Source organism: Duganella levis, assembly GCF_009857605.1.
Classification (GTDB): Bacteria; Pseudomonadota; Gammaproteobacteria; order Burkholderiales; family Burkholderiaceae_D; genus Rugamonas; species Rugamonas levis.
Window position 1 is genome coordinate 1 of record NZ_WWCT01000018.1, and the last position, 23,389, is coordinate 23,389.

27 protein-coding genes are annotated in these 23,389 nt (G+C 63.7%); 8 read left to right on the forward strand and 19 right to left on the reverse strand.

What is annotated here, in order from left to right:
• A partial coding sequence (locus GTP69_RS20170) for an Hpt domain-containing protein (protein ID WP_202424503.1) occupies positions 1–440 on the reverse strand: 440 nt, incomplete at its 3' end.
• Entirely contained in the window at positions 440–1,261 is an 822-nt protein-coding gene (locus GTP69_RS20175; protein ID WP_161056530.1) for a protein phosphatase CheZ, read from the reverse strand. The genes GTP69_RS20170 and GTP69_RS20175, both read right to left, overlap by 1 nt.
• A 267-nt stretch (positions 1,262–1,528) precedes the next feature.
• On the opposite strand from GTP69_RS20175, the gene GTP69_RS20180 reads away from it, so the two are divergent.
• From GTP69_RS20180 to GTP69_RS20205, 6 genes are all read left to right on the forward strand, one after another.
• The gene (locus GTP69_RS20180) at positions 1,529–1,996 is read left to right on the forward strand and encodes a universal stress protein (RefSeq protein WP_161056531.1); all 468 of its coding nucleotides are present in this window, start codon (positions 1,529–1,531) and stop codon (positions 1,994–1,996) included.
• Between the two features lie 88 nt (positions 1,997–2,084).
• Positions 2,085–2,729: a response regulator gene (locus tag GTP69_RS20185; RefSeq protein ID WP_110844552.1), complete on the forward strand. Its 645-nt coding sequence runs from the start codon at positions 2,085–2,087 to the stop codon at positions 2,727–2,729.
• Between the two features lie 203 nt (positions 2,730–2,932).
• On the forward strand, positions 2,933–3,727 hold the full coding sequence (locus GTP69_RS20190; protein ID WP_161056662.1) for a Crp/Fnr family transcriptional regulator: 795 nt from the start codon (positions 2,933–2,935) through the stop codon (positions 3,725–3,727).
• 190 nt (positions 3,728–3,917) lie between these two features.
• Complete coding sequence (gene hemP / locus GTP69_RS20195) at positions 3,918–4,118, forward strand: hemin uptake protein HemP (RefSeq protein WP_202424504.1); 201 nt, start codon at positions 3,918–3,920, stop codon at positions 4,116–4,118.
• 110 nt (positions 4,119–4,228) lie between these two features.
• Complete coding sequence (locus GTP69_RS20200) at positions 4,229–4,561, forward strand: hypothetical protein (protein WP_110844554.1); 333 nt, start codon at positions 4,229–4,231, stop codon at positions 4,559–4,561.
• A 16-nt stretch (positions 4,562–4,577) separates the two neighbouring features.
• The gene (locus tag GTP69_RS20205) at positions 4,578–5,882 is read left to right on the forward strand and encodes a DUF2325 domain-containing protein (RefSeq protein ID WP_161056532.1); all 1,305 of its coding nucleotides are present in this window, start codon (positions 4,578–4,580) and stop codon (positions 5,880–5,882) included.
• A 94-nt stretch (positions 5,883–5,976) separates the two neighbouring features.
• Here the strand turns inward: GTP69_RS20205 and GTP69_RS20210 are convergent, their stop codons facing one another.
• From GTP69_RS20210 to GTP69_RS20230, 5 genes are read right to left on the reverse strand one after another with little or no spacing between them, the layout of a single operon-like run.
• Positions 5,977–7,341, reverse strand: a complete 1,365-nt coding sequence (locus GTP69_RS20210) for a sulfite reductase subunit alpha (RefSeq protein ID WP_161056533.1) — start codon at positions 7,339–7,341, stop codon at positions 5,977–5,979.
• Complete coding sequence (locus GTP69_RS20215; protein WP_161056534.1) at positions 7,341–8,366, reverse strand: FAD:protein FMN transferase; 1,026 nt, start codon at positions 8,364–8,366, stop codon at positions 7,341–7,343. The genes GTP69_RS20210 and GTP69_RS20215 overlap by 1 nt, the downstream gene beginning before the upstream one ends.
• A gap of 7 nt (positions 8,367–8,373) precedes the next feature.
• A complete protein-coding gene (locus GTP69_RS20220; RefSeq protein WP_308494444.1) occupies positions 8,374–9,201 on the reverse strand; it encodes a DUF4198 domain-containing protein in 828 nt (275 codons plus the stop codon).
• 23 nt (positions 9,202–9,224) lie between these two features.
• Complete coding sequence (locus GTP69_RS20225; protein WP_161056536.1) at positions 9,225–9,734, reverse strand: DUF2271 domain-containing protein; 510 nt, start codon at positions 9,732–9,734, stop codon at positions 9,225–9,227.
• A 17-nt stretch (positions 9,735–9,751) separates the two neighbouring features.
• A complete protein-coding gene (locus GTP69_RS20230; RefSeq protein WP_161056537.1) occupies positions 9,752–10,399 on the reverse strand; it encodes a PepSY-associated TM helix domain-containing protein in 648 nt (215 codons plus the stop codon).
• 151 nt (positions 10,400–10,550) lie between these two features.
• Here GTP69_RS20230 and GTP69_RS20235 point away from each other — a divergent pair, with 151 nt between their 5' ends.
• A complete protein-coding gene (locus tag GTP69_RS20235; RefSeq protein WP_161056538.1) occupies positions 10,551–11,048 on the forward strand; it encodes a pyridoxamine 5'-phosphate oxidase family protein in 498 nt (165 codons plus the stop codon).
• A 22-nt stretch (positions 11,049–11,070) separates the two neighbouring features.
• Here GTP69_RS20235 and GTP69_RS20240 read toward each other — a convergent pair whose 3' ends face one another.
• The 6 genes from GTP69_RS20240 to GTP69_RS20265 all read right to left on the reverse strand — a co-directional run bounded on the left by GTP69_RS20240 (position 11,071) and on the right by GTP69_RS20265 (position 17,547).
• Positions 11,071–11,391, reverse strand: a complete 321-nt coding sequence (locus GTP69_RS20240; RefSeq protein ID WP_161056539.1) for a KGG domain-containing protein — start codon at positions 11,389–11,391, stop codon at positions 11,071–11,073.
• Positions 11,392–11,504: 113 nt separating this feature from the next.
• A complete protein-coding gene (gene pdeM, locus GTP69_RS20245) occupies positions 11,505–12,146 on the reverse strand; it encodes a ligase-associated DNA damage response endonuclease PdeM (RefSeq protein WP_161056540.1) in 642 nt (213 codons plus the stop codon).
• Entirely contained in the window at positions 12,143–14,641 is a 2,499-nt protein-coding gene (locus tag GTP69_RS20250; RefSeq protein ID WP_161056541.1) for a ligase-associated DNA damage response DEXH box helicase, read from the reverse strand. Before GTP69_RS20250 ends, pdeM begins: the two co-directional genes overlap by 4 nt.
• Positions 14,638–16,257, reverse strand: coding sequence for an ATP-dependent DNA ligase (locus tag GTP69_RS20255; RefSeq protein ID WP_161056542.1), 1,620 nt, complete (start codon positions 16,255–16,257; stop codon positions 14,638–14,640). Before GTP69_RS20255 ends, GTP69_RS20250 begins: the two co-directional genes overlap by 4 nt.
• The gene (locus GTP69_RS20260) at positions 16,250–17,290 is read right to left on the reverse strand and encodes a ligase-associated DNA damage response exonuclease (protein WP_161056543.1); all 1,041 of its coding nucleotides are present in this window, start codon (positions 17,288–17,290) and stop codon (positions 16,250–16,252) included. Before GTP69_RS20260 ends, GTP69_RS20255 begins: the two co-directional genes overlap by 8 nt.
• A gap of 74 nt (positions 17,291–17,364) precedes the next feature.
• Positions 17,365–17,547, reverse strand: a complete 183-nt coding sequence (locus GTP69_RS20265) for a hypothetical protein (protein ID WP_161056544.1) — start codon at positions 17,545–17,547, stop codon at positions 17,365–17,367.
• Positions 17,548–17,714: 167 nt separating this feature from the next.
• Here GTP69_RS20265 and msrC point away from each other — a divergent pair, with 167 nt between their 5' ends.
• The gene (msrC, locus tag GTP69_RS20270) at positions 17,715–18,221 is read left to right on the forward strand and encodes a free L-methionine (R)-S-oxide reductase MsrC (protein ID WP_161056545.1); all 507 of its coding nucleotides are present in this window, start codon (positions 17,715–17,717) and stop codon (positions 18,219–18,221) included.
• Here msrC and GTP69_RS20275 read toward each other — a convergent pair.
• The 6 genes from GTP69_RS20275 to GTP69_RS20300 form a co-directional block, all read right to left on the reverse strand.
• Positions 18,218–19,441 (reverse strand): RNA polymerase sigma factor, encoded by a 1,224-nt coding sequence (locus GTP69_RS20275; RefSeq protein ID WP_161056546.1) that lies wholly within the window; start codon positions 19,439–19,441, stop codon positions 18,218–18,220. The genes msrC and GTP69_RS20275 overlap by 4 nt on opposite strands.
• A gap of 31 nt (positions 19,442–19,472) precedes the next feature.
• On the reverse strand, positions 19,473–20,285 hold the full coding sequence (locus tag GTP69_RS20280; protein WP_161056547.1) for a YciI family protein: 813 nt from the start codon (positions 20,283–20,285) through the stop codon (positions 19,473–19,475).
• A 36-nt stretch (positions 20,286–20,321) separates the two neighbouring features.
• The gene (locus GTP69_RS20285) at positions 20,322–20,735 is read right to left on the reverse strand and encodes a YciI family protein (protein WP_161056548.1); all 414 of its coding nucleotides are present in this window, start codon (positions 20,733–20,735) and stop codon (positions 20,322–20,324) included.
• Between the two features lie 10 nt (positions 20,736–20,745).
• Positions 20,746–21,186 (reverse strand): VOC family protein, encoded by a 441-nt coding sequence (locus tag GTP69_RS20290; RefSeq protein ID WP_161056549.1) that lies wholly within the window; start codon positions 21,184–21,186, stop codon positions 20,746–20,748.
• A 73-nt stretch (positions 21,187–21,259) separates the two neighbouring features.
• The gene (locus tag GTP69_RS20295; protein WP_161056550.1) at positions 21,260–22,687 is read right to left on the reverse strand and encodes a heavy metal sensor histidine kinase; all 1,428 of its coding nucleotides are present in this window, start codon (positions 22,685–22,687) and stop codon (positions 21,260–21,262) included.
• Positions 22,684–23,355, reverse strand: a complete 672-nt coding sequence (locus tag GTP69_RS20300) for a heavy metal response regulator transcription factor (RefSeq protein WP_161056551.1) — start codon at positions 23,353–23,355, stop codon at positions 22,684–22,686. Before GTP69_RS20300 ends, GTP69_RS20295 begins: the two co-directional genes overlap by 4 nt.
• Positions 23,356–23,389 lie beyond the last annotated feature (34 nt).

Here is a 23,389-nt window from a genome sequence, read left to right on the forward strand (position 1 = left end):
GCAACGGGCGCCGGTGCAGGCGCAGCAGCGGCGGCAGGCTTGGCAGGCGCGCTGGACTTGCCGGCGATGGCGTCGTTCAGCAGCTGTTCCAGATCGCCCGGCAGGGCCGGCAGGCTGCTCGGCTCGGCGCCGTCGTTCAGTTCGGCCAGTTGGTCGGCCACAAAGCCCGACGCTTGCAGCGCGGCTTCGATCGACAGCGGCGTCACCGGCGCGGCGCCGGTACGCAGGGCGTCAAACAGATTCTCGGTCAGGTGGCAGGCCGTCACCATGGCGGGCAGGCCCATGAAACCGGCGCCGCCCTTGATCGTATGGAACGAACGGAACACCGCGTTCAGCGTTTCCTTATTCTCGGGGTCACGTTCGAGGCGCAGCAGGTGCTCCTCCACGTTGACCGCCAGATCCATCGCCTCAACGACGAAATCCTTCAGCATATCGTCCATTAGAACCCCAGATCGGCAAGAAGATCGTCAACACTGTCCTGATTCAGCGCCACGGTCGGAGCGGACGGACCGGACATCAGGGACACTTCTTTCTGTGCAATCTTCTCCTTGACCGCCGGCGGCGCATTGTCGCGCAGCAGCGTGGCCAATTCACTCTCGACAGTTTTCGTGATAGTCACCACTTTCTTGATCAATTGACCGGTGATGTCCTGGAAGTCCTGGGCCATCATGATTTCCAGCAGGCGCGCCTTTTCAGCTTCGGTGGCGGCCGACACGGCAATCGCGAACTGCTGCGAATCGCCGGCCAGTTGCTTGAACTGTTCCAGGCTGAGCTTACCTGCGAACAGGTCGGCCCAGCGGGTTTCCATGTCTTTTGATTTTTTCGACAGCGTGTCCTGCTCCGGCATGCCCTCGTCCAGGGTGTTGAGCACCTTGTTGGCGGCTTGCTCGGTCAGCGTGGCGACGTATTCGAGGCGGTCCTGGGCATCGTTGATCTGGCTCGACGCTTCGGTCAGCGCCTTGTCGTAGCCCAGCTCGCGCAGCGAATCGTGCAGCAGACGCACGATGCCGCCCAGGCGTTCGAACATGGCCTTGTCTTCGACGGGTGCAGCCTCGGCTGCGGCTGCCGGGGCTGGCGCAGCAACGGCGGCGGGGGCTGCCTCGGCCGGACGGGCCGCTGCGACTTCTTCAAACAGGCTTTCCAGGTCGTCTTCTGCGCTGGCGGCCGGGGCTGGCGCAGGCGCTGGAGCGGGCGCTGCTGTCTTGCTCTGAGCGGACACTTCTTCAAATAAGGCGTCGAAATCGTCAGCGGCGTTAGTCATAATCCCTGCTTCTCCATATTGATAAATTTACTGCCTAAACTAGCTGTATTTGGAGATACTAACATTGGAAAGATCGCCGAGGTATGCCGCAGGACACAAAAGTAGTGCTTTAGTGCAAAAAAAACGTGTCAGACGCATAAAAGCCCACACCCTGCACCACAGGATAAAGCGATTTTATTTGATAAACATCAAGTCTTTCCATACTGTCAATAATGTAAATCGGGGCTACAATCATATTGTGAGTTGATGCATAAAAGGAGGTTTGTCATGTACCGCAAAATCCTGATCACCACCGACGGCTCGGCCGTATCCAGCAAGACCGCCTGCGCCGGCGTACAATTTGCCGAGCAGCTGGGCGCCGAAGTGCTGGCCTTGTTTGTCGCGCCGGAATACCAGTACCCGATCTACGTCGAAATCATTCCACCCAGCTACCCCAGCGAGGCCGAATACCGCGCCGCCATGGAGCGCGCCGGCGCCGACCACACCCAGGACGTGGCCGATTCCTGCGCCAGGCGCGGCGTCAACTGCGCAACGCTGACCGCCTTCCACGAGAGCGCCGCGCTGAAAATCGTCGACGTCGCGCAACAACATGGCTGCGACCTGATCTTCATGGGATCGCACGGCCGCAGCGGCTGGGGCCAGCTACTACTTGGAAGCGTTACCAACAAGGTGTTGCAGCATTCCAAAATTCCGGTGCTGGTGCACCGCCTCATCAAGGAACCCGGTACCAAATAAGCGCCCACCGGATGCTGTTTGTAGTAATATCATAAGCTTGATTCAAGAGTAACAACACTTACTATTAATCATTTTCTAGCGCCTTCCCATGATTCGTATAGTGATTGCCGACGACCACACCATCATGCGCGAGGGGCTGAAGCGCATTCTTGATGGCGCGCCGGATATCGACATCGTGGGCGAGGCCATCGACGGCTTCGAGGTGCTGGGCCATGTGCGCCAGGGCGGCTTCGACCTGCTGCTGCTGGACTTGTCGATGCCGGGCCGCAGCGGCGTCGACCTGATCCGTCAGGTCAAGGCCGAGGCGCCCAAGCTGGCCATCCTGATCCTGACCATGCACGAGGAAGAGCAGTACGCGGTGCGCGCCATCCGCGCCGGCGCCCAGGGTTATCTGACCAAGGAAAGCGCCGGCACCCAGCTGGTAGGCGCAATCCGCAAGGTGGCCTCCGGACGCCCGTACATCAGCACCGAAGTGGCCGAGCAACTGGCGCTCAACATCATGATGCCGCACGAGTCGCTGTTGCATAAACAACTGTCGGACCGCGAATTCGAGGTGTTCTCGCTGCTGGTGGCGGGCCGCTCCATCACCGAGATCGCCAACAGCCTGCACCTGAGCGTGAAGACCGTCAGCACCCACAAAACCCGCATCATGCAGAAAATGGGCATGAGCTCATTGGCGGAAATGGTGCAGTACGCCGTCGCGCACCGCCTGTTGTCCCCCTTCAAAACCTGACAGCCGAGCTCACCTGTAGGACGACTCCTACAAACTTTAGCCCGACTCCTACCAGTAGATTCAGCCATTGCTGATATCTATCCGACCTCTGTGTTGGCATACTGAAACCATACCGTTCAGATACCTGTCTACAGGAGACCACTATGCTGTCCACGCAAACGTCTGAAATTCGCCCGGCCACGACGGCGCTGCAATCGTCGTCGATGGAAGCCGGCCGCCAGCGGCAGGGGCGGCTCTGGTCGAACCTCAAAGAGGTCTGCGACTTGCTGCACATTCCCGCCGCCAATTCGATGGCCAACGAGGAATTGCTGTTCCAGCACGTGCAGTTTAAAACCGGCCAGCGCATCCACACCATCGGCCAACCGTTCGACACGCTGTACATCGTCAACTCGGGCTTCCTCAAAACCGTGCTCATCGACGAATACGGCAACGAGCAGGTGCTCAGCTTCCCGATGAAGGGCGACATGCTGGGGGTCGACGGCATCCACACCCGCCACTACTCGTCGGAAGCGGTGGCGCTGTCGGATTGCGACCTGATCCTGCTGCCATTCAAGAAACTGACCGCACTGGGCCGCATCCACCTGGAGCTGGAAAACATGATGTACGGCGTCATGAGCCGCGAACTGGTGCGCGAGCAGGCCATGATCGGCATGCTGGGCGCGCTCAGCGCCGAAGCCCGGGTGGCGCGCTTCCTAGTGGCGCTGGCGGAACGCTTTGCGCAGATGGGCTATTCCAGCAAGCTGTTCAACCTGCGCATGACGCGCCACGAAATCGGCAGCTACCTGGGCCTGACGCTGGAGACCGTCAGCCGCACCCTGTCCGCCTTCAACGAGATCGGCCTGATCAGCGTCGACCAGCGCACCATCGGCATCAAGGACCCTGAAGCCCTGAAAACCTTGCGCCGCCTGCCGCCCTCGCGCACGCGGGGCAAGCCCGCCACCAGCAAGGCAAAAGGTGGCGATACCGTACCGTCCGGCCAGTTGCTGGCGGCTTTGTAGTAACCCGCAGTGATTCATTGTAGTGATTCAAGTACTACCTCCCGCATTACCCAGCCTTGGGCCCGGTCGTTGACTGGGCCGTTTTTTTATCGTCTTGGTAACGAAAAGACTGGAAAAACGCTTGCATTCCGCCGCGTCTTCCTCAATAATGAATGCAAATACGAATCATTCTTATTAAGGAGAAGCGAAGATGATCACGACTACCCCTGCGATGGCCCCTGTTGTAGCCGCCCACCCTGTCGCCGTAGCTGCCGCCCAGGCGGTCAAGCCGGTCAAACGCGTCAGCAGCGCCGGCCTGATGGATGGCGGCCGCGAGATGGAAATCGAACACGGCGGCCGCGTCTACCGCCTGCGCATCACCCAGCTGAACAAGCTGATCCTGACCGCCTGATTTGTGCCGTACCGATTAACTGTGCGTTAAAGGGCGCCGCCGCGCCCAATCTCCCCCTTGAGTAGCCAGCCACCGCCAGCCACCCTCTCTTTCCACACCTGGAGCGTCTGATGGCCATCGAACATAGCAACCCGATTTTCCTCGCCTCATCGCATGGCGGCCACAATCCCGAACTGATGCTGTCCGCCGTGCTGCATCTGATGTCGCACTACACCGCCGGCAGCGACGACGCCGGTGGCTGCGTCAAGCTGGCCTCGGTGATCGAGCGCCATCTGAAAGCACTGGCCGGCCTGCCGGAACTGGCGCCGGTGCTGAGCGCGACCTGCGCCCAGTTGTCGGAACAGTGGGCAAGCGAGGTGGAGCGCAACATGCACGAACAGGAAAAGACCAACTTCCTGAGCCGCATCATGGCCCGCGCGCGCACTGCGCCGTCGGTCGCCTAAGCGGAGCCTCTGGTATATGTGCGAGAAACACGATCCACTGGCGGCCATCATCGCCGCCGCCATGCCACAGGTGGCCGGGCCGGTAGCCCAGCCGAGCCCGCGTCCGGCCGAGCAGAGCGCCCGGCAAGTCATCAAGCCGGTCATCAACAACGTCTTCAGCGTGCTGGGCAAGGAACCGGAAGCGCAGGCTTCGCGCCGCCGCCGGCTGTGGGAACTGGGCCATGCTTGCCACTGCCCGCTGGTCGGGGTCGGCTTCCCGCTGGGCGTGCTGCGCAAGCTGGTGGATAAAGTCACCAGCGGTAAAGTAGTGGCCGACGATTACGAAGTGCACGTCGGCGCGGTCACCGAATGCGCCAGCCGCAACCGCCTGTCGGAAGCGCTGCAAAAAGAGCTGGAACGTCGCTACGCCGCCGTGCTGCTGCGTTTCCGCAACGCCAAGACCACCGAACAGGTGGCCGAGCTGTGGCGCACCGCCGTCAACAACGGCGACGTCGCCGGCGCCTTCTGGGCCGGCCTGACGCATCCGCGCTGCAATTCCGAACTGGAAGAACAGATGTGCCGCGACCTGCACATGGTGCAGCACCAGGCCGGCGCGTGCGTGCGCGCCGACATCACCAAATTCAACGCCACGCTGGAAGAAAACAAGCGCCTGACGCACGACCTGGCCAAAGCCCAGCAACGCGCCACCGCGCTGATGGCCGAGAAAACCACCGACGCCGACAAGCACGCCTCGCAACTGATGCAGCTGCGCGCGCAGGTGGTGGGCAAGGACAGCATGATCGACTCGATCAGAGGCGAGCTGGAGCAATTGCGCGAATCGATTCCGGGCCTGGAATCGCGCGCCAAGCTGGCCGAACGGCTGGGCCAGGTGGAAGAACGCGAACGCGCCATGCGCAACCAGATCGCCGAACTGAAACTGGAACTGGCGCGCGCGAACGAAGCGTCAGTAGCCCCGGCGCCGGTACAGGAAGCGGCCCGCCAAGTGGTCGAACACGTCATGAAAATGCCGCTGAGCCTGCGTGAACGCGCGGTGTTGTGTGTAGGCGGCCGCAACGGCAACGTCGCCAGCTATCGCGAACTGATCGAGCGCGAAGGCGCGCAATTCAGCCATCACGACGGCGGCCTGGAAGACAACGCCAACCGCCTGGAAGCGAGCCTGGCGGCGGCCGACCTGGTGATTTGCCAGACCGGCTGCATCAGCCACAGCGCGTACTGGCGGGTGAAAGACTACTGCAAGCGCAACGGCAAGCGTTGCGTCTTCATCGACAACCCCTCCATCTCCAGCCTCGCCCGCGGCCTGGAACAAGCCAGCGCCGATTAAATCCGGGGTCAGGTCCGGCACTTGGACACGAACCCAACCGTAACGTTCGCTACGGTTGGGTTCGTGTCCAAGTGCCGGACCTGACCCCGGAGTTTTAGTAGACGTCGCGGCGGTAGCGGCCGGCGGCGGCTAGTGCATCCAGGCCGTCGCGGCCTAGCGCGGTTTCCAGTGCTGCGTCGACGCCGGCCGACATGCCATCCAGGCTGCCGCAGATGTAGATGGCGGCGCCTTCGGCGATCCAGTCACGCACCAATTCCGCCTGTTCTGCCAGACGGTCTTGCACATAGCGCCGTTCGGCCTGGTCGCGCGAAAACACCATGTCCAGTTTTTCCAGCATGCCGTCGCGCTGCCAGCCGTCCAGTTCGGCGCGGTAGTGGTAGTCGTAGGCGGCGTTGCGTTCGCCGAACAGCAGCCAGTTGCGTCCCTGCCCTGCCAGCGCGCGCGCTTTCAGGTGACCGCGCAGGCCGGCGATACCACTTCCGTTGCCGATCAAAATCAGTGGCCGCTCGGCGTTGCCTTCCAGGCGGAAGCGGCGATGCTGGCGCAGCCGCAATTGCACCGTCTCGCCCAGCGACGCCTGCTGCGTCAGCCAGCCGGACGCCACGCCATGGCTGCCGTCGTCATGCGCATGCAGACGCACCAGCAAATGGACGCGGCCATCGGCCGGAATCGAGGCAATTGAATATTCCCGCGCGCGCGATGGATCGGCCGGCGCGGCCACCTGCACCAGATCGCCCGATTGCCACGCCGGCAGCGCGCCATTCAGCGGTTCGAGCTCCAGGTGATACACGGGCGCGCCGGCGCTGCCGGCATTCAGCTGCACCCGCTCGCTCAGACGCCATTCGTCAAACGCCGGCGCACCCCAGTCCGGCGCGTCGCTGGTGCCGGCCAGATGGCTCAGTTGCTGCCGCCATTGCCCGATCGCCTCTTCCGAACTACGGTTCACTTCCACGCGCGGGAACAGGCTTTGCGCGCCCTGCGCCTGCAACCATTGATCCAGCGAACGGCCAAAGCCGCAAAACTGCGCATAAGCACTGTCGCCCAGCGCCAGCACCGCGTAATGCAGTTGCGGCAGCGGCAGCGAGGTGGTCATCAGACGGCCTGCAAAGCCAGCCGCCGCATCCGGCGCGTCGCCCTCGCCATAGGTGCTGACCAGGAACAGGATGCGCTCGGCATCCTGCAGGTCTTGCGCGTCCAGTTCGGACAATTCGCACAGCCGTGCCGGAATACCGGCCAGCTTCAGCGTCGCGGCAGTTTGCTGCGCCAGTTCATCGGCATTGCCGGTCTGGCTGGCGTAGGTGACGATCCAGCCGGGCGAGGCCGCCGCTTCCGCCTTGGCACGCGCGGCGGCCTGGCGCTTGCGGCGCGTGCGCAGGTACGGCGCCAGGCACACCAGCGCGTACCCCACGCTCATGCCTGCCACCATCATCAATCGGGAAGGGTCGTTGGTCCAAATCATTATTCGTCTAACATGCTGCGTAAATGGGTGCTCAGGTATTCGGCGAAACTGCCGTCCGGCTGACGCACGACAAAGCGCGCGGCCAGCCCTTGCAGTTCGGCCAGATGCAGGCCGTCGCGCCAGCCCAGCACGGTCAGCGCGGTGGACCAGGCATCGGCCGCCATGCACTGCGCGTGCACTACCGTGACGGAGGCCAGGTCGTTGGCGATCGGCATGCCACTGCGCGGATCGATGGTGTGGGAGTAGCGCTTGCCATCCAGTTCGAAATAACGGCGATAGTCGCCCGAGGTGGCGACCGCCAGCCCATGCAAGGCCAGCACCAGCTCGTCCGGCGCGGCTGCGCCCGGTGCAATGTCGGTGACCTGCTCCAGCATCACCCACCACGGCTGGCCGTCCGGCTTGACGCCGGCGCCGCGCAATTCGCCGCCCACCTCGACCAGGTGGTGCGCAAAGCCCTGTGTTTTCAGGTAGTAAGACAACCGGTCGACGCTGTAGCCCTTGGCCACAGCCGACAAGTCCAGTTGCACGCCGCCCGGCTGCCAAGCCTTGCGGCCATCGCGCTGCAAGCGCACCGGCCGCGCCGCCAACTGGCTGCGGGCGATGCTGATTTCATCGTTGGAAGGCGGCACAAAATCCGGCTGGTCGTAGCGTCCCCACGGGCCGAAGCCCCACAGGTTGACCAGCGTGCCGGCGGTCGGATCGTAGGCGCCGCCGGAAGCGCGCGCTACATCCATCGCGAAAGACAGTACGTCGAAAAAGGCCGGCGGCAACACGTGCCAGCTGTCGGCGGGGGCATGGTTGAAGCGGCCCAGGTCCGAATCGGTTTCCCAGTGGCTCATTTCAGCCACGATGGAATCGAGCTGCTGTTGCAGCCCGTCCTGCAAATTATCACAGGCAGCATCCGCCGCGGCCACCAGCCGCACCGACCAGCTGGTGCCCATGCTGCGGCCAGCGTAGTCGCGGATCACGCCGCCTGCTGGCGCCGGGTCATCGGAAACATCGTGTGGCAGAAGAACCCGGCGCATGCCTGCCTTATTCCGGCAGGATCTCGACCACGGCCGAGTAGCTGACGCGGCGCGGCGCCATCTGCGGCGGCTGGCCTTCGACGCGTTTGATTTCAGGCCAGCTGCTGCTGATCATGTATTGGCCGGCGGCCGGCAGCGTCAGCGTCAGTTCGCCCTTGTCGTTGGTGGTCTGGCGGATTTCGCCCAGCGTGCCGCGGAATTTGACGCCGCCCTGGAACAGGCTCACGCCCTGGTTGGCGGCCGGTTTGCCGTCCACCAGGAAGCGCCAGGTCACCTTGTCACCCGCGTGCAGCTCGGTTGGATTGGTGACTGGCACCATTTCCAGGCCCTTGCCGGTCGGCTTGAACACATTCATGTCCGGCTTGCCGGTGGAGACGAAGGTTTCCAAACGGGTTTCCTGACGCGAGATTTTCACCTCGGTGGCGTCGGCCGGCACTTCCTTCGACAGCGTTTCCTCGGTGGCGCGGAAGCGCTTCATATTGCCTTCCTTGTCCTTGTAGCTGCCCATCACGGCGGCGTTGACCAGCGCGACTTTGTAGGTACCCGGCTTCGGCAGATTCAGGTCGAACGTGCTGCGCAGCTTGCCATTGTTGACGTTCTGCGGCTGCAATGCGCTGCCGTCCGGCGCGGTAATGCTCAGGCCGTCCAGCTTCAGCGTGAAGTCGATGGTGAACAGGTTTTCGGCCACGGCGGCGTCAAACGTCACCCAGGCCGAACCATCACGCGCCGGTTCCACTTCCGTGGTCGAGGCCAGGATGTACGGCTTGTGCGCCTGCGCATTCAGCGAGACGACGGACAGGCCAGCCAGCGCCAGTGCGATCAACGACTTATTCATTTTCGACATATCCCCGTCCGTTCTTATGGTTTGACTTGCACAACTACCGCGCCGAGTTCTTCCTTGCCCTGGCCGTTCACGTTCTGTGCCGACTTCGGCGGCCACTGCAGCGGCACCTTGACCACTTCACGGCCACCGGCTTCGCGCGCCGCTTCCACCATCACGGTGTACTGGCCGGCTGGCAGCTTGTCCAGCGCGCCTTTCGGAGCATTCAGCGTGAATTCGCCTGGCGCCTTGGTCGCGCCCGACACGCCATCCAGCGGCATCGTCAGTTCACGGCCGGTCTTGCGCCACCACGAACGCATGTCCTTCAGCCACTTGGTGCCGGCGTTGTCCTTTTTCTTGGTGTCGTACAGCACGGCCAGGTTGGCCACCACTTGCTGGTCGGCGTTTTCCACCCACGCAGCGATGTAAGGACGATGGTATTCCGCCACGTTCAACTGCGGTACGTCGAGTTTGAGGGCCAGATCGGCGGCCATGGCCGAAGCACTGGCGAGTGGCAGACTAAGCGCGATGGAGTAGCGTAATTTCATGGAAGTCCTGTCGTGGATTAATGGATAAACAGCAGTGCAATTACTATGGGAATCAACACGCCCAGGCCTACCATCGGCCAGGTGAACGGACGATTCGCCGCATGGAACTTCAAAATCAATAAACCGGTGATGCAGAAAACCAGGCACAGCACGGCGAAGATGTCGATGAACCAGTTCCACGCCGGGCCGGTGTTGCGGCCCTTGTGGACATCGTTCAACCAGGAGATCCAGCCGCGGTCGGTGTTTTCGAATTCGGTCGCGCCGTCTTCCAGGCCGATGCGCACCCAAGCGTCGCCGCCGGCTTTCGGCATCGCCAGATAGACTTCGTCGGTGGCCCACTCGGCGTTGCGGCCGCCCGGCTGCACCTTGAAGGTATCCTTCAGCCATTGCTCAACCGGCGCCGGCAGCGGCTCCTTGGCGCCGTCGTGTTGCTCGGCATAGCTGCGCAGCTGGGTCGTCAGCGGCGCCGGCAGCTGCGCCTGCTGGCGGGTGATGGCCGGTTTGGCCTCGATCTGCGACGCGTGGTTCAGCGTGATGCCGGTGACCGAAAACAGGAACATGCAGAGCAGGCACATGGCCGAACTGATCCAATGCCACTGGTGCAACTGCTTCAGCCAGACGGCGCGGCTGGCATTGCGGGCGGAACTGGCGCCTTGTACGCTCACGTGAATTCCCTCGACGAAAAACATAAATGATAATGATTATCATTTGACTGGTCAAGCCGATTGTGTATCTGCTATGTAAAGTTGCGCACATTGTGCGGGCGGCAAGCGGGTTAAGGTGAAGGCAACGACACCTTTATCATGGAGGCGCATCATGCCGCTCTATTCGCAGGAACAAATCAACACCATCGCCGCCAAGATCAAGCATGTGAAGTTCGGCATGTTCACCACGGTGGATGGCGATAACGTGCTGAGCAGCCGTCCGCTGACCACGCAGCAGATCGATAACGAGGGCAATATGTGGTTCTTCACCTCGGACGAGGCGGCGTTCACGCACGATCTGGCGCAGCATCCGGAGGTGAATGTGAGTTTTTCCAATCCGGACGAGCAGTTATACCTGTCGGTGACCGGGCAGGCGTATCTGTTGAAGGACCGGGCCAAGGCGCGGGAATTGTGGAGCCCGCTGGTGCGGGCGTGGTTCCCCGGCGGTCTGGATGACCCGCATCTGGCCATGATACGGGTCCGCATCCAGACCGCCGAGTACTGGGACGCCAGCGCCAGCAAGATGAAGCAGCTGGTGCAGCTAGCCAAAGCGGCCGTCACCGGCCGCGCGGCGGTGGATATGGGCAAGCATTACACGATCTGTTTATAAGCACGCGCGGTTCGGCGGCACGCTATTTCGACCGGCTGCCGCCCCGCCCGCCCTTGCTGTTATCCTGTTCCACATCCTCCCCCTCCTCTTCCTCCTCATCGGGTTTGGCGCTGCCCTTGTTGCCCGGGTTCGCGCTCTGCTTGCTGCGTCCCGGATCATTTTTGTGACTCATCGCGCCGGCCTTGCGCGCCTCCTCCGATGTGAACTCATGCGCCGTGCCTTTTTCATGCGCGGCGCGACCGCCTTCGGCAGCGATTTCGCGCTGCTGTTCCGGGTCCATGGAAGCGAACCCGCGTTTGCTGGTGTTATCGCTCTGTTTGTTACCTTTGTCATTGGTTGCCATGATTATCTCCTGAGATAAAACTCCTGCATGCAGCACAGGAGCAGTCATCCTAGTTCACGGCCATATCACGCGATGTAGGACGCCGACAATTGCCGATGTAGGAGCGTTCCGCATCAAGGAATCGGCAACACCGCCTCGCCGCTGCTGACGTACATGCGCTCGTCCGGCTGCGCAATCACCGGATGGCCGCCGGTGAACGCGCCAAACGACGGCAACACCATGCGCTGCGGCCCCACCAGAAAACACGGCAGCAATAACGACTCCCAGCCCGAGCGCAGCCGGTACACCGGATGCACATGCCCCGCCAGCACATACGACGGCACCAGCACATCCGGGTGATGGCAAAACGCGAACGGCCCGATCACATGCGGTTCGTCCACCATCTCAATCTCCAGTTCCTCCGGCGGATCGCCCGCATGGGCATCGTGGTTGCCGCGTACCACCGTCAAGCGCAATTCGGGATGGCGCTGGCGCCAGGCCAGCATCGCCGCCAGCGTGGCCGGCGCGTGGGCCGCGCGCGCATGCAGGAAGTCGCCGAGGAACATGACGTGGCGCACGTCGTACTGCGCCAGCAGCGCATCCAGCCCCAGCAGATTGGCGCTGGTGGTGCCAGCCGGCACCGGCACGCCCAGCGCGCGGAACGAGGCCGCTTTGCCGAAGTGAATGTCGGCGATGATCAGCATGCCCTCGCGCGGCCAATAGGCGGCCTTTTGCGGTAACAGCAGCAGTCGTTCAGTGGCCAGGGTCAGCATCATGGTCCGGCAGCCTTTTCCAGTTCGCGCACCAGGCGGGCTACGCGGTCCGACAGTTTTTCTGTAGACAGTTTTTCACGGAAACGCTCGACCATCAAGGCGAACCCGAACGGTGTGGCGCGTTTGATCGCATGGAAACGCACTGCGCGCGCCTGCAATTCCAGCAGCGTGGCGCGCAGGCGGCCCAGTTCCAGTTCCTGCTCCAATACTTCGCGCTGGGCCTGTGTCAGCAACAGGTTGCCGGCGTCATGCTGGCTGAATACCGCAAAGAACAAGGACGACGACGCCTGCAACTGGCGCGCACTCTTGCCCTGCCCCGGATAGCCCTGGAACACCAGCCCGGCAATGCGGGCGATTTCGCGGAAGCGGCGTTGCGACATTTCGGTGGCGTTCAGGCTGGCCAGCACGTCTTCCAGCAGATGGTCGGTGCTAAATAGGCTGACATCGGCGCCGTGGACGGCGTCCAGCAGCGGCGCCCATTCCAGTTCCTGCGCAGACAGCAACTCGAAGCCGTAGTCGTTGACGGCAATCGAAAACGTCACCGGCGTCATGCGGCCGACGCGGTAAGCCAGCAACGACGCCAGCCCGACGTGCACCGAGCGCCCGGCAAACGGAAACATGAACAGATGACGGCCCTCGCGGCTGTGCATGGTTTCGATGACGGTGGCGTCCGGCGTCGGCAGCGACGACCAGCGCTGCTGGATCTCCAGCAAGGGCTTGAGCGCCTGCATTTCCGGCCCTTCGTAGCGGTCCAGCGTGGCGAGCCGCAATTGCTCCAGCGCCGCATGCGCCAGCTCGGACGACATCGGCATGCGGCCGCCCTGCCAGCGTGGCACCGCCCCCTTGGCGCCGGTGGCGCGGCGCACGTAGGCGGTCATTTCGTGCAGCCGGACAAATTCCAGGATGCGGCCGGCGAACAGGAAATGGTCGCCCTTGCGCAAGCGTGCAATGAACGATTCCTCCACGCTGCCCAACCGGCCGCCGCTGACGTATTTCACCTGCAACGACGAATCGGAAACGATGGTGCCGATGCTCATGCGATGCCGTCGGCCAATCGCGGCGTCGGGCACGCGGTAGACGCCCTGCTCATCCGGCAGCACGCGGCGGTATTCGGGGTACGCTATCAAGGTCTGGCCGCCGCGCGCGACGAAGTCCAGCGCCCATTGCCACTCGTCGTCGCTCAGGTGGCGAAATGACCAGGCGGTGCGTACTTCGGCCAGCAACTCGTCAGGGCGGAAGCCGCCGCCCAGCGCGATCGTCACCAGATGCTGCACCAGCACGTCCAGCGGCTTGTCCGGCACCGGCCGCGCTTCGATGTCGCGCGCGGCGACGGCGTGGATGGCGCCGGCCGCTTCCAGCAATTCCATGCTTTGCGTCGGCACCAGCGTCAGGCGCGAGATGCGGCCCGGCGCGTGGCCGCTGCGGCCGGCGCGCTGCAACAGCCGGGCGATACCTTTGGCGCTGCCGATTTGCAGCACGCGCTCCACCGGCAAAAAATCGACGCCGAGGTCAAGGCTGGAGGTGCACACCACGGCTTTCAGCTGGCCCTGTTTGAGCCCCTGCTCCACCCACTCGCGCACCTCCTTGTCCAGCGAACCGTGATGCAGCGCGATCAAGCCAGCCCAGTCGGGACGCGCGTCCAGCATGTGCTGATACCACAGCTCGGCATGCGAGCGGGTGTTGGTGAAAACCAGCGTGGTGGACGCCTGCTCGATTTCGCGTATCACAGGCCGCAACATCTGCACGCCCAGATGGCCACCCCAAGGGAAGCGCGACGGATTTTCAGGAATCAGCGTATCCACCAGCAGCTCTTTGCTGACATGGCCTTCGATGATGACGCCTTCCGGCATGAGCACATCGCGCGCGCGTTCCAGATTGCCCAGCGTGGCCGACAAGCCCCACACCAGCAGCGACGGATTCCACCGCCGCAAGCGCGCCAGTGCCAGCTGGGTCTGCACGCCACGCTTGTTGCCCATCAGCTCGTGCCATTCATCAATGATGATCATTTGCAGCTGCTTGAAGCGGTCGGCGGCGTCCGGGTGGCTGAGCAGCAGCGTCAGGCTTTCCGGCGTGGTGATCAGGGCGTCGGGCAGGCGCTTGTTCTGGCGCGCGCGTTGCGCGGAACTCGTGTCGCCGGTGCGGGCCTCCACTTGCCAGTCCGGCGCGGCCTCCTGCAACGCACGCAAGGTGTCGGCGGCCAGCGCCCGCATCGGCGTGATCCACAATACGCGCAAGCCGGTCTTTACCACGCTGCGCGCTGTGTCGCCGGCATCAGCAGGCATACGGCGCGTGCGGGAACGCAAGGCGTTGGAGCGGCCAAGCAAGCGCTCGCCATAACCGGCGCGCTGCAAGGCGGCGAACCAGACGGCATAGGTCTTGCCGGAGCCGGTGGTGGCGTGCAGCAGGCCAGAGCGGCCTTCGGCGGCTGCGTCCCACACGGCGCGCTGGAACGGGAACACCGTCCAGCCGCGCGCGGCGAACCAGGCCTCCGCCTTCATGACGCCACGAGCAGGCTTCTCAGCGAGTCCAGCGTGTCGGCCTCGTCCACCGTTTTATCCTGGCGCCGCCGCAGTATGCGTGGGAAGCGTACCGCAATGCCGGACTTGTGGCGCGGCGAACTAGCGATGCCTTCAAAGCCGATTTCAAACACCATGCTCGGCGTCACACTTCGCACTGGGCCGAATTTCTCGATGGTGGTCTTGCGGATCGCTTGATCTACCTGCGCGATCTCCACATCCGTCAAACCGGAATACGCTTTGGCAAACGGCACCAGGTTGCGCTCCTGATCCCACACGGCGAAGGTGTAGTCGGTGTATAGCGAGGCGCGGCGGCCGTGCCCTGCCTGCGCGTAGATCAGCACCGCATCCACGCTGTAGGGATCGATCTTCCACTTCCACCAAGTACCGACGCTCTTGGTGCGGCCGACGCCATAGCGCGCATCCACCGCCTTCAGCATCATGCCTTCCACGCCGCGCTCACGCGATTCGGTGCGGATGGCGGCCAGATGCGACCAGCTTTCCGCCATGATCAGCGGCGACAGGCGCAGTTGCGGCGCGCCTTGCAGACTGCCGATCAGTTGTTCCAGCAGCATGCGGCGCTCGGCTTGTGGCAGATCGCGCAGGTCGCGGCCGTCCAGCTCCAGCAGGTCGTAGGCCACCATCACCGCAGGCAACTCGCCGAGCAGGCGCGCCGAGACCTGTTTGCGGCCCATGCGTTTTTGCAGGTCGGCGAATGGCGCCGGCGCGGTGCCGCCGTGCCAGATCAGGATTTCGCCGTCCAGCACTACGCCGTCCGGCAGGCGCAGCGCCGCCAGTTCGGGGAAGCGCTCGGTGATCAGGTCTTCGCCGCGCGACCATAGCCAGTTCTTGCCTTCGCGCCGCACCAGTTGAGCACGCATGCCGTCGTATTTCCATTCGACTTGCCAGTCGGCCAGGTCGCCCAGCGTGGACGGTTCGCGTTCCAGCTGGTGCGCCAGAAAGAATGGGTATGGCTGGCCGCCGCGCTGCGCCAGTTCCTCCGGCGCATGGGCTGCCGTCAATTGTTTGAAGCCGACTGCGGTCGGGCTGACGCTGCCGTCGGTCCAGCCCATCAGGCGTTGCGCGATCAGTTTGCTGTCGAGGCCGGCGATGGCGCTGAGCGCGCGCGTGACCAGCAATCGCGAGACGCCGACGCGGAAGCCGCCGCCGATCAGCTTGGTCAGCAGGAAGCGTTCGCGGGTGTCGAGTTGGTCCCAGTAGGTGAACAGAGCTGCCCGCACGGTTTCCGGCGGTGCGCCGCGCAAGGGGGCGATGCCGAGTTCGATCCAGTCGGCCAGGCCGATTTCGCTTGGATGGGTGGGTGGCGGTAGCACCAGGGCGATGGTTTCGGCCAGGTCGCCGACCGAGTGGTAGCACTCGTCGAACAGCCATTCCTCAAGACCGGCGTATTCCATTGCGTACTGGCGCAGCAACTTCGTCGGCACGGCCTGACGCGGCTTGCCGCCGGCAAGGAAATACACGGCCCAGGCGGCGTCTTGCGGCGCGGCGGTGGTGAAATAGGTTTGCAGCGCCGCCAGCTTGCGGGTGGTGGACGTGGTCTCGTCCAGCTCGGCGTACAGGCGGGCGAAGTCACGCATGCTCGGCTCCTTCGACAGCCGGGAGCGCGGGAGCGCTTGCATCCTCGGCCTCATCGTCGCCGTATTCGGTATCGAAGCCGCTGGCTTGCAAGCCTTGCGCCTGTAGCCAACGCACCAGCACCGCAATCGAGCCGTGCGTCACGATCACGCGCTGCGCGCCGGTGGCGCTGATCGCTTCCAGCAAGCCAGGCCAGTCGGCGTGATCGGACAGCACAAAGCCACGATCGACGCCACGCCGGCGGCGCGCGCCGCGCAGCTGCATCCAGCCGCTGGCAAAGGCATCGCTGTAATCGCCAAAACGCTTGATCCACGGCGATCCCGCAGCCGATGGCGGCGCCAGCACGATCGACCTGCTGATCTCGCTCTTCGGCACATCGGCCACCATCACGGTGGACGGCAACCACACGCCCTCATCGCGATACACCTGATTCAAGGTCTGCACCGCGCCGTGGCAGATGATCGGACCATTGGCCGGATCCAGCCCGCTCAACAAACGCTGCGCCTTGCCGAAGCTATAGCCTAGCAGCACACTGGCGCGACCCTGCGCCGCATTGGCGGCCCACCATTCATTAACGTCATCAAAGATTTGTTGCTCCGGCTGCCAGCGGTAAATCGGCAGGCCGAACGTGGATTCGGTGATGAAGGTATCGCAGCGCACCGGCTCAAACGGCGTGCACGTGCGGTCCGCCTCCACCTTGTAGTCGCCCGACGCCACCCACACCTCGCCGCGGTACTCCATCCGCACCTGCGCCGATCCCAGCACATGGCCGGCCGGATGCAGCGACACGGTCACGCCGTTATGCACCACCTGCTCGCCATACGCCAGTCCGGTGATATTGATCGGTCCCAGCCGCGACTTCATCACATTCACGCCCGGCGCCGCCGTCAGGTAGTGCTGATGGCCGCCGCGTGCATGGTCGCCGTGCGCATGCGTGATGACGGCCCGCTCCACCGGCCGCCACGGGTCGATGTAAAACTGGCCGGGCACGCAATACAGCCCTTCCTTGCGGACGATCACCATATCTGCGGACATAAACGGCTTTCTTTACTGAGATAGCCGATTGTCACGCCCGGCGGCGCTCCCGTCTGTGAGAGAACGCACCGAGGCTAGAGGGTATCGATCACTTCCGTCATAAAGGCAATGTTATCGTCCTCTTCATACACGATATGCACGCGCTCCTCGCCGACCATCAGCAAGGCGTCGATATCGATAGTGGGAGGTGGTGGCGACTCAACTTGTTTTGGCTTGTTGTGACGCGGCGGCTCAGCGTTCTTTTTTCTGGTGGACATAATTTCCCCGCTTGGTGAGTAAAGCGCTGCCCACCAGAGTATCCTGCACACGGCCGTTCCGCTATCAGATACTGCCTACAAAAAGGGTAGGAAGTCTTCGTAATTTGGCCGGATCGGCTACCATAGAGGTCTCGGCGCGCCTGCGCTTATCTTCAGAACAACACATCATGACCTTCACCCTCAGCGACAACGCTTACGGCACCGACAGCGCCGACGCCAAAAATGCCATGTACAACGATCTGCGCCCGCAGCTGCAAGGCCTGCTGCACGGCGAGACCGATTTGATCGCCAACACCGCCAATTTCAGCTCGCTGGTGTTCAACACCATGCCGGGCCTGAACTGGGCCGGCTTCTACTTCCTCAAAGGCGATGAACTGGTCCTCGGCCCGTTCCAGGGCAAGCCAGCCTGCATCCGCATCAAGAAAGGCCGTGGCGTCTGCGGCACCACCGTGGTGGAAGGCAAAGCCATCGTCGTGCCGGACGTGCATGCCTTCCCAGGCCACATCGCCTGCGACGTCAATTCGCGTTCGGAACTGGTAGTGCCGGTGCGCGGCCCGGATGGCGCCATCGTCGGCGTGTTCGACCTCGATAGCCCGCTGCCGAACCGCTTCGACCAGGCCGACGCCGACGGCATCGAAGCGCTGGTCAAGCTGCTGGAAGCCACGCTGGCTTAATGCGCCTGGGCGCGCGCCAGCAGCAGCTGGCGTTCGCGCTCGTTCTGTGTCAGCGACGCCGCGCGGCTGAATTCCAGGCGCGCTTCGTCGTGACGTCCCAGCTTGGCCAGCAAGTCGCCACGCACGCTGGGCAACAAATGGTAGTGCTTCAACGCAGGCGCTTCCAGCAAACCATCCACCACCTCCAGTCCCGCCTGCGGACCGTACGCCATCGACAGCGCCACGGCGCGATTCAGTTCGACGATCGGTGATGGCGACAGCTGCGCCAAGGCGTCATACAGCGCGGCGATGCGCGGCCAGTCCGTGTCCTGCGCCTGCCGGGCGCGCGCATGACAGGCGGCGATGGCGGCTTGCAGGCCATACGGGCCGAGGCCACGGCCATTCTGCTCAGCGCGTGCCAGCGCCGCCAGTCCGCGCCGGATCAGCAGTTGATCCCAACGCGCGCGGTCCTGTTCCAGCAACAGGATCGGCTCCCCTGCCGGCCCCACACGGGCGCGGGCACGCGACGACTGGATTTCCATCAGCGCCACCAGCCCGTGCACTTCCGGCTCGTCCGGCTGCAAGCCGGCCAGCACGCGTCCCAGCCGCAGCGCTTCTTCGCACAGCGCGGGCCGCATCCAGTCGGCGCCGGCGCTGGCGGAATAGCCTTCGTTGTAGATCAGGTAGATCACTTGCAGCACCGACGCCAGCCGCTCCCGCAGCTCATGCGCGCGCGGCGCCTCGAACGGCACCTTGGCCTCGGCCAGCGTGCGTTTGGCGCGCACGATGCGCTGCGCCACAGTCTTCTCCGGCACCAGGAAGGCGCGGGCGATTTCCTCGGTGCTCAAGCCGCCCAGCATGCGCAAGGTCAGCGCGACGCGGCCATCGGTCGGCAGCACCGGATGGCAGGCCACAAACACCAGCCGCAGCACATCGTCGCCGATGTCGTTTTCCAGCGCATCGGCCACCGCGTGGTCCAGATTGGGGGCGGCGTCCTGCAGTTGCAAGTCGATTTCGTAACTCAGTTGCGGTTCTTTTTCCTGATGCAGCTGGCGGCGGCGCAGCGCATCCAGTGCGCGGTTCTTGGCGACGGTGGTCAGCCAGGCGGCCGGCTGTTCCGGCACGCCGCTGTCCGGCCAGCGCTCCAGCGCCAGCACCAGCGCGTCCTGCGCCAGCTCCTCGGCCTGGCCGACGTCGCGCAGCATGCGCGCCAGCACGGCGATGATTTTGGCGGACTCCATCCGCCAGACCGCTTCAACGATTTTGTGGACGTCAGCCGCCACGGGCCGCTTTACTGAATGCGTTGCGCAGCCCCGCTTCCAGCAGTTCGGCGCGCAGGCGTTCTTCGGCCTTGACCATCTCCGGCGTGAACTCCTGGCGGTCGATGCGTTCGCAGGCTTCGCGGATTTCCAGCGTGATCTCGCCCGGCTGCGGATAAGGATAAGTCTTGGCCCAGGCAATCGCTTCCTCGCGCGAGGCGGCCTGGATCATCCAGTAGCCGGCGATCAGCTCCTTCACTTCGGTGAACGGGCCGTCCACCACCGAGGTGCGCGAGTTGGCATAGTGGACGCGGGCGGCGGTGTCGGTGCCCTTCAGCCCCTCGCCGGCCAGCAGCACGCCTTGCTGCACGCCGCTTTCGTTAAAGGCGTTCATCACGTCGATGACTTCCGGCGGCGGTTCGGCGTTAGCTTCCGCATACACGTCCGAACGCAGGAAGATCACATAACGCTTCAACGCCTCATTGCGCTTTGGGATGGTGCCGGCCGCCGTGCCGCGTTCATCGAAGCCGATGCAGTTGCCGGGGCAGCCGGCGTCGCGAATTTCATACACTGCGCCGCTGTCGAACAGGGGCCACCAGCGCACCTGCTCGACGATATCCTCGCGCGAAGCCGCCTCCAGCAGCACGAAGCCGGCGATCAGCTCCTTCGGCGGAAACGGGCCTTTCAGCTCGGCCCATTCGCCGTCACGGCGCTGCAAGCGCACCGCCTCCACGCTGGGGCGCAGGAAAATTCCCGGCTCCAGCGCTGGCGGCTGTATCCCTCGTTCCGTGCTTTGATTGGCGCGGCGCAGTACCATGAATTCCATTACATCGAGCTCCAGATTGACTTAGGCATTAAGGTATCACAGGCGCGCCCGTAAAGCCTCCTCCTGGGCCACCACTTCCGGCGTGGCGGCTTCGCCAAAGTCGCTCATTTCATACACTTGACGGATTTCGATGTCCGACGGCACGTCGAATGGATTCGGGCAGCGCTTCATCCACTCAATCGCCTCTTCCTTCGATTTCACCTGGATCAGCCAGAAACCGGCGATCAGCTCCTTGGTTTCGGAGAACGGGCCGTCGGTCACGGTGCGGCTGGCGCCGTCGAAGTGGATGCGCGCGCCCTTGGCGGTCGGATGCAAGCCTTCGCCCGCCAGCAGCACGCCGGCGTTGACCAGCTCCTCGTTGAACTTGCCCATCGCGGTCATCAGCTCGGTGCTGGGCAGCTTGCCCGCTTCGGAGTCGGCGGTGGCTTTTACAATGATCATGAATCGCATGCGGCGCTCCTTATTGGCATTCGGACTGCTGTTTCATCGCTTCCATCATCTCGGCCGGCGTCATGTCCTTGATGTGGGTGGCGATGGACCAGTGATGGCCGAACGGATCGGTGACCTGGCCGTAGCGGTCGCCCCAGAACATATCGGCCGGCGCCATGCGCACCGAGGCGCCGGCGTCCACCGCCTGCTGGAACGAGGCGTCCACGTCCGGCACATACATATGCAGCGTGACCGGGCTGCCTTTCAGCGCCTTCGGCCCGAGGCCGCCGTATTCGGGGAAGTCATCGGCCAGCATGATGGTGGAGTCGCCGATGGTGAGGGCGGCATGCATGATGCGGCCGTTATCGCCGGGCATGCGCATCTGCTCGACGGCGTTGAAGGCTTTTTTGTAGAACTCAATGGCGTCGGCTGCGCCCTCGCATACCAGGTGTGGAATCACGGTGGTGGTCATGATGGTCTCCTTGGGTTAAAAAACTCACTCTACCCCTACGACGCACCAGCACCACATAAATCGACACGATTTTTTAACTATTTTTGGCTTTTTTGAACAACAGGAAAAACGTGGTGCTGGCGCCCGGTTGGCTATCCACGGAAATCTTTCCGTCATGTAAATTCATGATGGCGCGGACGATGGACAGGCCCAGTCCGGCCGAATGGGCCTGGTCGGAACGCGCCTGGTCGGCCCGGTAGTAGCGGTCGAAGATAAGCGGCAGATGCTCGGGCGCGATGCCGGGGCCGGTGTTGCTGACCGCCAGCTGCACGCCCTCTTCCACCGCGCACGCCGACAGGTGCACTTCGCCGCCGGCCGGCGTGTAGCGGATCGCATTCGACACCAGGTTGTTGACGGCGCGCTGCAACAGCACCGGGTCGATCTCGGCGCGCAGCGGTTCGGCCTCGACCGTCAGGCGCACGCCGCCGTCATCCGCGAGGATTTCAAAATACTCGTGGATGCGCTGCAATTCCACCTGCAAGTCCAGCGACTCGCGCCGCAGCGCCAGCTGAGCGTTGTCGACCCGCGCCAGGAACAGCGTGTTTTCAATCATGCGCGCCAGCCGCTCATACTCCTCCGAGTTGGACGCCAGCAGCGCCTGGTATTCCTCCGGCGTGCGCGGACGCGACAGCGCCACCTGGGTCTCCACCATCAGCGTGTTGACCGGCGTGCGCATGTCGTGCGCCAAGTCGGCGGCAAAGCCGGACAAGCGCTGCACGCCGTCCTCCAGCCGGTCCAGCATGGCGTTGAAGGCCTCGCCCATCTGTCGCAGCTCGGCCGGCGCATCGTCCACGGACAGGCGCGTATTCAGGCGGCTGGCGTTGATGTCGCCGGCTTTGGCGATCACCGAACGAAACTGCCGCATGCTGTAACGCACCACCGCATAGCCCAGCGCGGTCGCCAGCAAGGCGCCGCCGCACAGCGCCACCAGCAAGTCGGCGACATAGGCGCGCAGCAGCTGCAAGCGGTCCGACCGTTCCCGTGCCAGCGTGATCTGCACCGGTTCACCGGCATCGCCGGCGGCCGGATTGACGCCCACCAGCCCGGTGGCGCGCACCATGCGGCCGCGTCCCATAGCCGGCTGCCAGTCGTGCACGTCGTCCATGGTCAGCGCGCGCTGCGCCGGCACGCTGTCCACTGTCGGCAGCGGCCGCGAGGTGATCGAGGTCTGCACCAGCTGCTTGCCGTCGGCGCCGTTCACCTTCAGCATGAAGTCGTTGTGGCCATACAGCGTGTCGGTCAGCGGCCGGGCGTTCTGCACCATGGCCGACACCGACGGCAACTCGGCCAGCACGCGGCGGATCTGGCTGACTTTGGCGATCAGCTCGACGTCGTCGCGATAAGCCATCTGCCGCTGCAGGGTGTGATACAGGTAAGCACCCACTGCCAGAAAGGTGGCCACCGCCACCGCCGACAGCAGCAAGGCCACGCGCAGCGTCAGCGACAGCGGACGGCGCTTCACGAACGCGGTTCCAGCAGATAACCCATGCCGCGCACCGTCTGCACCAGCTTGAGCGGATACGGGTCGTCGATCTTGACGCGCAGGCGGCGGATCGCCACGTCCACCACATTGGTGTCGGAGTCGAAATTCATGTCCCACACCATGGAGGCGATCTGCGTGCGCGACAGCACCTCGCCCTGGCGCTTGGCCAGCAGGTGCAGCAGGCCGAATTCCTTGGCGGTCAGTTCGATGCGCTGGCCGCCGCGCGACACGCGCCGTCGCAGCACGTCGATTTCCAGGTCCGCCACGCGTATCACTTCCGCCTCGCGCACCGGGCCGCGCCGCATCAGCGTCTTGACGCGCGCCAAGAACTCGGCAAACGCAAACGGCTTGACCAGGTAATCGTCAGCGCCCAGCTCCAGCCCTTTGACGCGATCGGCCACGTCGTCGCGGGCGGTCAGGAACAGTACCGGCGTTTCCTTCCGCTCACGCAGCTTGGCCAGCACCTGCCAACCGTCCATCTGCGGCAGCATCACGTCCAGCACGATCAGGTCGTAATCGATCTCCAGCGCCAATGACAGGCCATCGACGCCGTTGCGCGCCAGGTCGGCCACGTAGCCGGATTCCTGCAGGCCCTTGACCAGATAGTCGCCCGCTTTGGGCTCGTCTTCAACAATAAGTATTTTCATGATGGCTGAATTGTCGGCTGTTTGCGCCGCCGTG